The 13,458-nt window shown below is 59.1% G+C and carries 8 protein-coding genes; all 8 read right to left on the minus strand.

What is annotated here, in order from left to right:
- Nucleotides 1-138: 138 nt before the first annotated feature.
- A complete protein-coding gene (locus MKY64_RS18730; protein ID WP_340954978.1) occupies nt 139-2,607 on the minus strand; it encodes a glycoside hydrolase family 88/105 protein in 2,469 nt (822 codons plus the stop codon).
- Nucleotides 2,607-3,803 (minus strand): FG-GAP-like repeat-containing protein, encoded by a 1,197-nt coding sequence (locus MKY64_RS18735; protein ID WP_340958123.1) that lies wholly within the window; start codon nt 3,801-3,803, stop codon nt 2,607-2,609. The genes MKY64_RS18730 and MKY64_RS18735 overlap by 1 nt, the downstream gene beginning before the upstream one ends.
- A gap of 112 nt (nt 3,804-3,915) precedes the next feature.
- Complete coding sequence (locus tag MKY64_RS18740) at nt 3,916-4,716, minus strand: polysaccharide deacetylase family protein (protein WP_340954980.1); 801 nt, start codon at nt 4,714-4,716, stop codon at nt 3,916-3,918.
- A gap of 77 nt (nt 4,717-4,793) precedes the next feature.
- Nucleotides 4,794-5,489, minus strand: coding sequence for a DUF1961 family protein (locus MKY64_RS18745; protein WP_340954981.1), 696 nt, complete (start codon nt 5,487-5,489; stop codon nt 4,794-4,796).
- A gap of 107 nt (nt 5,490-5,596) precedes the next feature.
- Nucleotides 5,597-8,350: an exo-rhamnogalacturonan lyase family protein gene (locus MKY64_RS18750; protein ID WP_340954982.1), complete on the minus strand. Its 2,754-nt coding sequence runs from the start codon at nt 8,348-8,350 to the stop codon at nt 5,597-5,599.
- Nucleotides 8,351-8,469: 119 nt separating this feature from the next.
- Complete coding sequence (locus tag MKY64_RS18755; RefSeq protein ID WP_036722624.1) at nt 8,470-10,836, minus strand: AraC family transcriptional regulator; 2,367 nt, start codon at nt 10,834-10,836, stop codon at nt 8,470-8,472.
- Nucleotides 10,837-10,926: 90 nt separating this feature from the next.
- Nucleotides 10,927-12,537 (minus strand): extracellular solute-binding protein, encoded by a 1,611-nt coding sequence (locus MKY64_RS18760; RefSeq protein ID WP_445323315.1) that lies wholly within the window; start codon nt 12,535-12,537, stop codon nt 10,927-10,929.
- Between the two features lie 33 nt (nt 12,538-12,570).
- Complete coding sequence (locus tag MKY64_RS18765) at nt 12,571-13,455, minus strand: carbohydrate ABC transporter permease (RefSeq protein WP_036722627.1); 885 nt, start codon at nt 13,453-13,455, stop codon at nt 12,571-12,573.
- Between the last annotated feature and the right edge of the window lie 3 nt (nt 13,456-13,458).

A 13,458-nucleotide genomic window follows, 5' to 3' on the forward strand; every position in this document is an offset into this window, starting at 1 on the left:
ATTCCCGGGTTCTGCGGCTGTACGGCTACATGAAGAAGAGGCTATCGAACTCAAGCAGATTGAAGATAACTCTGCATGAGTAGCGATAGCCTCTGATTGATAAATTACTTTTTTCAGCTACCTTCATTACATTACAATTTACATGCGCTGCGCCTCCAGCTCCCGCCTAAGCTCAAGCGCTTCAATACCGGCCAGCAGCACAATGCCGATTCCGTGAGTATCGTTGAGCTGCCAGGTGAGCTGTTCCTTGTAATACAGTTTGTTGAAGGAATACCCCGATCCCCGGCAGACGCCATAGACATTCCCCTGATGGTCGATGCAGTATTCGCCCAGTGCCGTCCAGCCGCGCAGCGCTGCATCGGCATATGGATACGGCTCTGTCAGCCAACCTCTGCGCACACCGCGCGCAAAAGCATATACGAACATCGAAGAACACGATGCCTCCGCATAAGATTCGGGATCAGTCAGAACCTGATGCCATAATCCTTCCGCATCCTGCAGCCGTAAATAACCTTCGCACAACAGCCGGTAATAATCCAGCAGTTCTTCCCGCTGCGGATGCTGCTCCGGCAGTACCTCCAGCAGCTCAGTCAGCGAGAACAGTACCCAGCCATTGCCTCTTCCCCAGGCTACCCCGTTCGGCTTGCTGAATTTGTAATCATACACATGATGCATAATGCCAAGCTCCGGCTGGAACAGCCGATTACGGTAATGAAAAAACTGCGACACTGCATCATCCAGATAAGCGGTATCTCCCGTCAACAAATAATACCGGCTCAGGAACGGAGTGCTCATATACAGATCATCGCACCACATCGTTCCCTGCATGAAGTCGGTGGTGCCCCGTGTCCGGTAGAGCGCCCCCTCCTCATCGCGGGACTGCGTATTTTGAATATACCGGGCGATATACGCCGCTGTTTCGGACGCTCCATGCAGCGGCTGTTCGGCATGAGCGGCGAGCATCACCGCACCGAAGGAGCCGCAGTCATCCAGTGAGTCCATGAGCGCCAATTGCTGGTTAATACCCGGAGCACCATAGCGGCTGCGGTCCCAGAGCGAATAAGCATGGAGCCGGGTACACTGCTCAATATGTCCTCTGGTATATGCGGAATAATGAGGATCGCCCAGAGCCTGACCGGTACGCAGCAGACCATAGAGGGTCACCCCCAGCGGATAATTCCAGCGTCCGTACAGCGCACTCTCCAGATAGGGCCTGACTGCGCCACCAGGACGGTCCACCCGCCAAAAGCATTCCTCCGTCCCTTCACCGAAAGGAGCATCCATAGAAGCCGCTTCCGCAGGTTGCGGTACCGCCGATTGCAGAAACGGACCCAGGTACAGCCATGGACCGGTCTGCCCTTCCACCGGGCAAGGACTCACCAGCTTCACTGTGCCGTGGACTCCACTGGCGCCAGCTCCCTTATTCAAGGTTCCCTGCGGAGAGCAGCAGGGTGAAGCTTCCGCAAGAGCCGCGCTACACTCCGCTTCCACCTGTACCTCTGATGTGTTCCCAGCCTCCGCCGCTTCCAGGCGGAAGTCCCACCCGGGGCCGCCGCACACGGCCTCGACCAGCAGGTCATGGCTGCCGAAGCTCAGCGGCAGCACACACTCAAGGCCGGCACTCGCTTCGGGCTGGATGGCGGCAAGCCTGCCATCCACGCAGACCTTGAGTGCCGCTACATCCCGGCTGCGGAGGACCAGCCGGACGTTCATTCCGCCCGGCGCACTCACCGCCAGCCTGCTCCAGGCCAGCGCCTTCGCGCCGGGCACCACGCCGAGCACGCGCGCGAGGTTCCCGCCCTGTGCCTTGGTATCCGGCCATCCGGCCGCCGGATACCAGGCACAGCGGGCCGCCAGCGCAGCTTCGGCGGCCTCCGCGGCTTCGCCGCAGCGCACACTTCCGCGCTGCGAAGGCTCCGCGCGGTGCGCCGCAGCCTCTCCCTCAGAAGCGCCGCCGCCCTCCGGCTGCAGCGTCCATCTGCTCTGCTGCGGCGCGCTGTAGATCCAGCCCTCGCAGCCGCTGCGCTCCGCAGTCGGGGCCAGAAAATGCAGCGGAGCCCCCTTCACGCTCCCGGTGCCAAAAATCCCGCCGCAGCCGGTGCCGACGGCGGTACACTCCAGCAGGAACTGATTCCAGCCTGCCTTCAGCCCGGTACGAAAGAATGCCTTGCGGTCCGGGAACACATCATCGTTCAGATTGGACGCGAACACGGCAATGCCGTTGACATAGACTGTCACCGGACCGAAGCAGCTGAGCGCGAGCGGGATTTCGCAGTCTGCATCGCTCCACAGCTTCCCCCAGGCATAGACAAATTCCCCGTCCCGCAGCTCAGGCAGCCGTTCTTTCAGATTCATCTCATACCGGCAATCCGGCAGGCGCGGGAAGCTGTTCTCCAGATGAACGCGGTAGACCGGAGGCTGCGGCGGATTTGCACCAATATAGCGATTCGCTATGATGGCAAGCATCGCTTCCGTATGCTCTCCGGCTGTGCGGACGATGGAATGACGCGGATGAAAGTAGGCGGGAACATTGGCCTGCTCGGCATCACCCTTCACGTCATGCCCTTCCTCTGCACTCACCGCTGCATTCTCGTCCCTGCCCCCCATCACAACGCCACCTCACCGCCGGGGTACAGGGTGGAGCTGTACAGCCGTTTGGGCTGGGGCAGTTGCTGCCCGGGATAGACCGCTTGCAGCGGAAGAGCTTCACCGGCATAGACAGCGGCCAGCTCATCCGTATAAATAATAACCTGCTCGGTTCCGCTGCCCAGCAGATCGCCGTGCACGGCGTAGCCCTGCTCGGCGAACTCGGCAACGATATTCATATAGCCGTCATAGAGTGCGGGAAGCACAGCTTCGCCCCGACGGTACGCCAGAATATAGTCGGGTGCATCCGGCCAGAACCGGCTGACGGCTTCGACAATGGTCAGCCAGCCGTCGGTGGTGCGCTCTTCCTTCCACAGCTCCCGGCCGGATTGGTCCAGCAGGAACATGGCATCCTTGCCCCGCAGACCCTTGCCGTCATCCTCGCGGACCAGACGGTCAAGGCCCGCAATCTGCAGGCCGGGCAGGTCGGGGCGGAACCACCCGAGCGCCAGATGCTGGGACTCGACAGAGCCTTCGTACCGCCATAGCTCGCGCCCGTTACGGTCGTACATCACCGTCACACTACCGCCGATGACCAGCTCCGGTACCCCGTCTCCATTCACATCGCCCACCCACAGACAGTCGGCATGATCGTCCAGATCCTTGCAGCTCCATAGCCGCTTGCCCTCCGCACTCAGCAGATCATATCCGGCCATCACCTCATCGCGCCCGTCACCGTCCAGATCGTACACCCAGGGATAGTGCCCTACATTGCCCTGATGGGTCCAGAGCAGCCGGAAGTCCCGATCTAGCGCCCACAGCTGATGGTAGCGGTCTTTTAGAATGATGTCGGAAGGATAGCTGCCGCCTGACAGGTTGGCAATAATGATGCAGTCATGAGCCTCCTTCGCCGGCAGCGGATGAACCGCTTTGACTTTGCCCGTCGCCCCCTCCAGAATATGCAGCTGGTCCTTCATCACACACAGCACCTCCAGCGCCCCGTCACCATCGATATCGGCAATCTGGGCCGGATAATCGGAGCCTTGGCTGCCTGCGTTCGAATCCGGCTTTCCCGTCTGCCACAGCAGACGGCCATCGAGATTATAAGCCGTCAGGCACTGCACCTGATGCGGAATATAACGTACATCCTGGCGGTTATCCGGCTGCACCAGCAGCAGTTCAGCCCGGCCGTCCCCGTCCAGATCGCCGAGCAGCATTTTACATCTTGGACCGGCGGCAGAGATATCCAGCCCGGCCAGCCGGTGCAGCTTTTGACTATGATCCTTATGATTCACAATACATCCTCCTTCACTCTATCCCTGTTCTGTATCAGCCTAGATCCACAGTCTGTCCCCCGGGCACCTCGACTACCGTACCGTCAATCTCCAGCCAGACAGCAGCCGCTCTCGGATTATAGACCCAGTCCCTTGCCGCCGAGAACAGCAGCCCCCGGCAAGCCTTCATGTAATGCACCAGCTCCAGATTAGTTGCATACCAGATGTCGCCGCGTCCGCCCGCCATGGCGCAGAAGCGCTCCATCAGCTCCCAGTTGTTGTCATTGTCGAACTCGTAGCTATGTCCCCACACATACATCAGGTACAGATACTGCCGCTTATGCAGCCCCACAAAAGTCTCCCCGTGAGCCAGCAGCTCCCGGTTATGATGACAGGTCGCCTGCCACTCCAGCCAGTCCTCCGGGAGGGCGAACCCGCCGGTAGACTGCACTGTGCGGGCATACTCAATGCCCAGGTGCGGCAGCAGCGCCTTGATCTCCTGCGTATAGGAGCCGTTCGGGTAAGACATGCCGCGCACAGGCTGGCGGACCAGTCCTTCCAGCACCCTGCGGTCCTCCATAATCTCCTCCACGACCAGCTCCTGCGGGCAGCGCGCCAGCGTCGGATGGCTCCGCGTATGCATGCTGACCTCATGTCCGTGGTAGAGAGCCGCAACCTCGTCCGCCCTGATGCGGTCTCCTTCGCCAAGCAGCCCCGAATTCAGATGGAAGCTGCCCTTGATTCCATACTGATTGAACAGGCCGACCAGCCGTTCATCCGCCCGCCTTCCGTCATCATAGCTCATGGTCAGCGCCTTATGACGGCCTTGCGGATAGCAGTAATACACTCCCGGCATTGCAGTTAAGCCTCCTTCGAATAAAATCGTCCGTCCCTAAGAGGGACGCATATGTTCATCCGCCCAGCCAGCGATCCTCACGGAGCATAGACAATCAGATCGCTATATTCCGCAATCAGCGGGGCCATCTGGCGGAAGCCTAGTCGGCCTGCGCCGAGCAGCGGACCGAAGGACGAGCCGTCATCCACCCAGTGCAGCACCGGCAATTCATTAATTGTGAAAGTCACAGCAGTCCCCCGCTTCACCACAAGCATCCGGTAGTCAGCAGTCATATCGGAGGTATCAGGGAGCGGATCGGCTCCTTGGGCGACAAGGTGGAAGCCGTAGCTTTTGCGCAGATTACAGGTATGAAAAGCCCGCTCCTCCTCCCACATCCGGCGAAAATACGAGATATGATAGGCATCCATCTCCCCATGATGGTACTGGTCATATTCGCCCGTGCGGACCGGCAGGGACGGGTCGAACAGATCCTTGCCCCCGGCACCGGCAGCCGCGAAGAACAGAATGGCCAGCCCCGGCTCCCGCAGCGGACGGAATCTCCAGGAGACGGCAAGCTCAGCCGGAAAAACCTCAGGGCACCAGAAAACCACATTCGCCTTCTGTCCTTCCTCAGCCCCGCGGGTGCTCTCAAGCCTTAACCGTCCCTGCGGAAAAGTAACTGCGCCATCGCCTTCCATACGGAAGCCTTCCACCTGTGCGGAACCCTCCAGCGTATTGCGGTAGATCTCCCGCCAGCCGTCAGGAACACCTGCATCAGCCTGCTGCGTAATCATTGAACCACATCTCCTTTCCCGGCACCCGCACGCTTGTCAATTCTGGCACCAGCCCTCGCACTAATCCCAGCTTCTGAACCAGTTCCTGAACCAGCTTTCTCACCAGCTCACGCGCCATCCCTAGCACTTCCGCCATCTTCCACATTAGCTAAGGCACTAGCTGCATCACCCGCTCCCGACACTCCTTCACGTGCAGGCAGAGCTTCAGCAATCAGCTCCAGCGCAATGATCGTATTCAGCGACCACTGCGAGGCTTCATTCGTATTCATCCAGTCAATCTCATCGAGCGCTTCTGTATACGTAACCCGCTTCACTTCCTCCTCCAGCCGTAGCTTCCCGAACGGATTCTCAAGCAATATGCTCCAGCAGCGGTCCGCCGTCACCCGATCGTCCTTGACCCATGCGCCGTAGGCGGCAATAGCCACACTCAACACCGGATGCTCGAAGCGCTGCTTGCCTGTAATCGCGCCCCCGGATCTACGCAACTGTTCTTCCTCAGGCAAGTTATAGAAGACACCGAACTCCGCCAGCATGTCCTCCCACTCCGGGTCCTCCAGCATCATCGCCAGCTCGAACCACACCTGCGGACCACCCATGCAGATCGCCAGATGCCGTCCCCAGTTGTCATCGCCCATTGGGCTGAGAATACCCGTTGCGGGGTCGTATCCATAGGTTGGGCCGGAGATCAGCCGCAGATTGGCCGCTTTGATGCGGTCTATGCCTGTGAGGATTTTGTCGCGGTAGGCCGTATCCTCATAACGTTCCCAGCGGGTCATCCAATTGGAGCTGAACGCGGCCCAGTCCGGCCCCACCCGCACATGCGTCTTGAATTCGTCCTTCGGAAAATAAGCCCGCATCGGGTCCAGCGTCACCGTAGAATAATCCGCATCCTTCACACTGTCCATGATGTCGCCGGTCCGCTCATCGCCGGTCAGATAATAGTAGTAGCGGTGCAGTCCGGCCATGGCAATCCGCGCCTCCTTGCAGCCGCAGCCCCAGTGCACGACATTATGCCGGGAGCCAAGGCCCGCATATTCTCCGAAATGATACATATCCACCTCGCTGGTATGCCGGGTCATTGCTTCAGCCATCCGGTAAATATCCGCACGTCCGGTCCGCAGGAAGCTTACCCACAGCCACATATTCGGCACCAGCTCGGCGTTCTGCCAGGCACAGCCGCCCAGATCATAATTCCAGACATGGCGGACCGGATCATAGCTGTGCATGAAGTCGCCGTAATCCCACAGGCCGTACCACTTCCGCTGCTCAATCTCCTTCTGGTAAAAACGGGTGATCCCGTCCAGCCGGTCCTCCAGGTATGCCTTGGCCGGCGTGCTCCGGTCCGGCAGGCTCCACACCCCAAACGCCCGGCTGCGGTGGTAATACTCGGGCTCACAAACCAGCAGCGGCGTTTCATCCGCCTGCTGCTGCATCTGCTGAAGCCGCACAGAATCCGGTGTCCGCGTGGTACACCACAAGGTCAGTTCATTCGTATTGGCGATGCCGTAAGGGGTGGCCCGCAGCTCCTCCGCGCCTTCATAGGAGGACTCGACATGCGTCTTCGTATCGTAATGGCGCAGGTCCATCGCCGGAGCCTCCGGCGTCCAGAACCAGACGGTTAATGCCGCTTCAGCGCCGGAGGTACCGCTGATCTCCAGCCCGGACGGGTGCTTCTGCCAGAAATCCTTCACTCCGGCAGCCAAGCCTCCGCTGTCACAGCCGATATAACCCAGCCCTCCGGCCCTCCGGCCTTCAGCGCCCTTAATCCAGGTGCAATCCGGCCCTGTACGCTTGTGAACGGCATAATGCTCGGAGGAAGACTGCACCAGCCGGAAGTCATTCCATACCGCAGAATCCTGAAGCAGGCTGGTGAAATAGGCATCCTCCACGGGATCGAAGTGCTGGCTCTGCCCTTCGAGCTGCCCGGCGAACATCCCGGCATATTTGCCCCGGGTTCTGCGGGTCTGGAGCGTCTTGGGGGATTCGCTGAAGATTCCCCCGCTGCCCGCCAGCCGGACATGACGGTTGTACAGCGGACCGCTGAGCGGCACCTTGAACAGCAGGCCCAGCCCCTTGATGAAATCCTGCTGCGGGTTGCCGTCATAATGGAAGGTATGCACCAGCCGGATGGACGCAAGCCCGGCATAGAAATAGAGCCGCAAAGTATAAGGAAGCCATTCCCTGGCTCCCTTTGTGCTTCTATGCCGCCCGTCCAGCCGGATCACGGCACGCACCGGTCCCCGCTCCTCCAGACTGGCCTTCAGCGTCACTCCGGTGAACCGCTCCTGCCGCAGCGTCAGCTCCCCGCTGAGGATGTCCCGCTGCTCGCGGAGACAGACCAGCTCGCTTCCGCTGCACACCATCTTACCCGAGCCTAATCCCAACCACGCCTCCGCAGCTCCATAATATCCATGATCGCCGTCCGGTCTCCCGGATTCCGCCGTGTCCCGGCGGATGATCCGCGAGATCACACCCGGGCCATGCTTGACCACGGTGCAACGAATGCTGCCGGTATCGACGATATAAGACTCCTCCGTCTCTTTCACGGATACCTCGAAGGCTGCTGGCACAGTGTTCTGCCCGGCAGAGCGTTCCAGCGTGTATCCTGCCGTACTCCCTTCTGGGCATACGGCAGAATGCAAAGACCATTTGATGCTGCCGTCCGGCCAATACGCAGCCGGGCGGCTCTGCAGCGGCAGACGGGAGCCATCGTCAGCCCCGCCGCCAAGACATAACGCGGCCAGTTCGCCGCGCTTCAGATCGCCCTTGGACCAGGGTACACCCCAGGTCACCCCCGCAGCCGCAGCAGGCGGGTTCAGCCACCGTAGCTGGACTGGCAGGGCTGAGGATAAAGAGGTCATCTTCTGTCATCTCCTAGATGGGACATCACCCGGACGAATGAACCGTTCCCGGAGCAGGAGGCTTGCGGACGCCGGGATCACAGGAAGTGAGCCGCAGTCATTCTGGAGCCGGTCCCTGATTACCGGGTCCCGTTCTCCTTCTCCCCCTCCTGCCGGCTCAGCTCACGGTAACGTGTCGGCGTGATGTCCTCCTGTTTTTTGAAAATCCGGTTGAAATAGCTCTGCTGATAGCCGACCTGCAAGGCGACATCGTTCATCTTCAGATCGGTGTCCCGCAGCAGCTCCTTCGCCTTGGTGAGCCGCAGTTCCGTTACATAATCGATGAAGTTCTGCCCGGTGACCCGCTTGAACGACTTGCTGAGCAGAAAAGGGCTGGTGCCTGTATAATCCGCACAGCTGTCCAGCGAGATATTGTCCATATAATGCTGCTGAATGTACAGCATCGCCTGGTCGATCGTCCGTCTGATCCCGGCGTCCGACCGTTCACACAGCTCCTTCAGGAAGGGGGCAGTCACCTGCGTGCGGAACCAGGAGAGAATCAGCCCTGGCTCATGAATCTGCGAGAGACTGGCATACAGATTCCTGCCGCCGAATAACTGGCTCTGGGCCATCCCGGCCTCCAGCACCGCATGAAGGATCGCGCCGAGCAGATGCAGCATGCCCTGCTGTACGTCGATCACCTTCGCGCCGCCTGCGGAGAGCGTCTCCAGGAATTCCTCCAGCAGCCGGTCCGCCTCCTCTGCTTCACCGGTCCGCAGCGCCTGAATCAGCCCGCGCTCCAGCGCGAAGGAATACTGCGGCAATGGGGCGCCCTGCCCCTCCCGCTCCAGCTGCTCCAGGCTGATGATCTGGTTCCCGCCTCCGTACCTGCTGTGGCTGGCCGCCTGCTTCGCCGCCTCGAACGCCCGCGGAATCGCGGAGATGCTCCCGATCCTTGCACTGTACGCCACCGTGGCCTGAAGCTTAAGCATCCGGCTCAAGGTAGCCGCCAGCTCTTCACCGAAGGCGCCCACGCGGGCCGGATCAGGGCCGCTTCCCGGTTCCATCAGCAGCATACCGGAGGTGAGGTCATGCAGATTGACCGTCTCCGCCCGGCCGAAATGCTCACGGGCAAGCTCCAAGGTAATATTGACGGCCGCGAACGATACCAGACTCTCGTCGCCGCTGCGGAACTTGGCCTCCAGGCTGGAGATTCCGGTCAATTGGATATACAGCACCACGAACGTACAGTTCTCCACTTCCCACTTATACTGCTTCATCCGGCTCAGGAGATCCTGTTCGGAATAGGCATACAGATACCCCTGGAACAGCTGGTGCAGGAAGCTCTGCTGCACATGCGGAAGCTGCTCCGAGAGCGTGTACTGGAGAGCATGCTGCTGTCCGTGCAGGTTCTGCCAGTGCCGCTCGATCAGCGTCAGCTCATCCACCCGGTCCCCGGAGGCCGCATGCTCAGGGAGCAGCGTCTGAAGCAGGCGGCGGACCGGCGAATAGATTCTGCGGGAAGCAATCCAGGACAGGACCGCCGCCAGCAGCAAGGCGCACAAGCTGACCAGGATAATCATCCGGGACAGCCAGACCACTGGAGAGGTTACGCTGGAGATCGGAGAAGCCGACACATACCGCCATTCACTGGCAATCCGCGAGAAATCACCATAGGTCACCGCATAAGTAACCCCATTCCAGTCATACAAAAAGGATCCGCTATCCTGGCTGCCTTTGGCTGTAATCGCCGTCCGCAGCGCCGTAACCAGCGGCGTGGGCGCATCCATCCCGCCCCCCGAGATGAACAGTCCGCCGGATTTCTGCTCCATGAACACCTCCCCCGTGTTGTACGGGGTCATGGTCCGCAGCATCGCGGATACCTTCTCTGTATCCATCCGCAGCAGCAGCGCCCCGAAGGGCTCCCGGCTGCCGCCGGGGATATGGTGCACCAGCGTCAGCTCCTTCTGCTCCGGGTTCACCGGATCAAAAGCCCATTCCGTCCAGTACGTGCTCCGCTCCTGCTTCAGCAGCTTCCCGTACAGCACTTCCTCCTCCGCAGACAACGTCCCGTACTCCGTTCCGAAGCGTACCGGCTGATTACCGGCCAAATACAGTTCAACCTGCCGCACCATGGAATTGGAACCCTGCATGACTACCAGCGTCTTCGTAATATCCCAGGCCCGTTCATGATTCCGGGTGAAATCCATGTTGCTCAGTCCGTAATCGAACTTCGGATCGAACGCCCAATGGGCCAGCATCAGCTCCAGATTGGACAATTGATCATTAATGTTGTCCGCCCGCTGCTCAATCTGCCGGTTATGCATCCGCAGCAGCTCCTTCTCAAGACTCCCCCCGGCCATAAAATAGACCAGCAGCCCGATGATCAGCCCGGGAATGGACGAGACGATCAGCACAATAATGAGATTATGGCGGTAATAACGGCCTTTGCGTCCCGCCCGGCCTCCGGTATACCTGTTCCGTGCTCCTGCCTCTTCATTCTCCATTCGTTTCACCAGCCGAATCCTTAGTTTAGAGTTGCAGCCATGCAGCCGCAGCGGGGACAGACCGGCCGGAGACTGAAGCAGGACCGGACTTTACTTGCCGCCTGAGGCGTACAATTCATTCATTTCCTTCACAAGCTCATCCCCGCCAGTCTTCCGCCATACCTCAAAAGCGGACTTCAACCCGGCCTCATCCATCTGGCCGACAATGAATTTGATACGCGCATCGTTGATTACGTTATCCAGCTGCGAGCCTTTTTGCGTATAGACTGCCGAGATCAACGCCTCCGCCGGATTGGTCACAATCGTCGCTTCATTCGTCTTCTGCACCTCGGTCTGCTTCAGCCGCAGCGGCGTCTGCTTCACCTGCTTCGCCTTGTCCTCAGGGATAAACGGCAGCATCTGGTTCAGGCCTTCCACTTCCGATTCCAGCAGAACGGTATCACTGGAGCGTTCGATATATCCGTCCACCAGCTTGTAATGCACCCCTTCAAGACCGTAATTCAGCATCGTCTGCAGATCCTCATCATTCAGCCGGTCCAGGAAGGCCAGCACCTGCTTCAGCTCCTCCTCGGTTTTGACCGAGGACTTCGGAATCGCCAGCATGCCGGAGAAGCCTGAGGTCGGAAGCGTATGCAGCGCGCCGTCCGCTCCATTCACACCGCCGATAACATCCATATAATGGCGTTCCGGCTCGTCCTTGCCTTCTTTTAGAAGGGCCGCATGAATCTTGTCATCCAGCCGGGCTGCGTTATCGACCACATCGACAATGACGCCGGCCTTGTTGTTGACGACCGGATCATTCCATTTAGAGCTGTCCATCACCGCGAAGTCGGCGTTGATCAACTGCTCGTCGTAAAGCTTTTTCATGAATTTAAGCGCTTCCAAATAACCGGGGTATTCATGCTCAGGCACAAGCTTCCCTTCCTGCACACCCCACTTGTTCGGTGCTCCGAACCACAGCTTCATCGTATCGAAGCCGCTGGCCCACTGGCCGGTCCACTTGACCAGCACCATGCCATACGTATCCGCCTGGCCGTTGCCGTCCGGGTCCTGCTCCTTGAACGCTCGCAGCATATTATAGAAATCGTCCACGGTCTTCGGGGTCTCCAGCCCCAGCTTCTCCATCCAGTCCTTGCGGAACACCACACCGTTGCGTCCCAGCGCCCGCCCTCTGTAGATTCCGTAATTCTTGCCGTCGATGGCCGAGTTATTCAGAATAACCTCCTTCGCCCCGCTGAGATTCGGATAATCCTTGAGATACGGACCCACCTCCCAGAAAGCGCCGGATCTGGCCGCATTGACGAAGCTGGACGCCTTCACGTCACCTACATACATAATATCAGGCAGCTTGCCGGAAGCGAGCGTAATGTTAAATTTGTCGGCATAGGATGCATTCGGCACCCATTCGAAATGGATTTTGGTGTTCGTCAGCTCCTCCAGCTTGGCGGCGACCGGACTGCCGTCCTTCGGATAATTGGTTTTGAAAATCGGCAGCATCAATGTCAGCGCAAGCGGCTCCTCAGCCTTGGCGGTGCCGTCCGCCTTCCCGCTATCCCCGGCAGGCTCCTTCTGTCCCGCTCCCGTATTCTCCCCATTCCCGCCGCAGCCGGACAATACACTTAGAATCATAATCATAGCCAGCAGCATGAACAACCCTTTTTTCACAGACCGTGAACCTTGGCTCCGCTTCATCTTCTTCATCACTTGGCCTCCCTTTATATGTTGACTAACCGGTTACCCTTTGACTGAACCCAGCATCACCCCTTTGGCAAAATGCTTCTGCAGAAACGGATACACGCACATAATCGGCAAGGTGCCGACCACGATGACGGCCATTTTGATCGACTGCTCCGGCGGCTGCACGAAATTCGGGTCCATGGAGCTGAGATCCCCCGCTGCCGACTGGGACAGCATGACGATCTGACGCAGCATCACCTGGAGCGGCCACTTGGATGGATCATTAATATAGAGCAGCGCCGAGAAGAAGTTATTCCAGTGTCCGACCGCATAAAAGAGGGTGAACGTCGCCAGCACCGGCTTCGACAGCGGGAGCACAATCCTCCACAGCAGCCCCAGCTCCGTACAGCCGTCGATGCGTGCCGCCTCCTCCATCTCGGCCGGAAGCTCCTGGAAGAAGTTCTTCACAATAATCAGATTGAAGGCGCTGATCGCCCCCGGAAGAATCAAGGCATTCAGCGTATCGAGCAGATGCAGCTCGCGGATCACCAGATAGGTGGGAATCATCCCGCCCCCGAACAGCATGGTGAAGATGACCAGATTGAGGATCAGATTGCGGCCCATCAGGTACCGCTTCGCCATCGGATACGCCATGGTAACCGTGAAGAACAAATTGACTGCCGTCCCGATCACTGTCACGTACAGCGACACCCCGATGCTCCGGACAATGGTATCTGTGGAGAAAATAAACCGGTAGGCGTCCAGCGAGATCGTCGTCGGAATCAAAAAGACAGCGCGCTTCGTAATTTCCGCCTCGGTGGCGAAGGAACCAGCGACTACAAACAGGAACGGCAGGATGGCTGCGATCCCGATGATGCCCAGCACCACGTAATTAAAGACGTCAAAGGTGATCTCTCCGGCGCTGCGGTAACGTTTAGCCACACA

The organism is Paenibacillus sp. FSL R7-0210, from assembly GCF_038009085.1.
GTDB classification, from domain to species: domain Bacteria; phylum Bacillota; class Bacilli; order Paenibacillales; family Paenibacillaceae; genus Paenibacillus_AQ; species Paenibacillus_AQ silagei.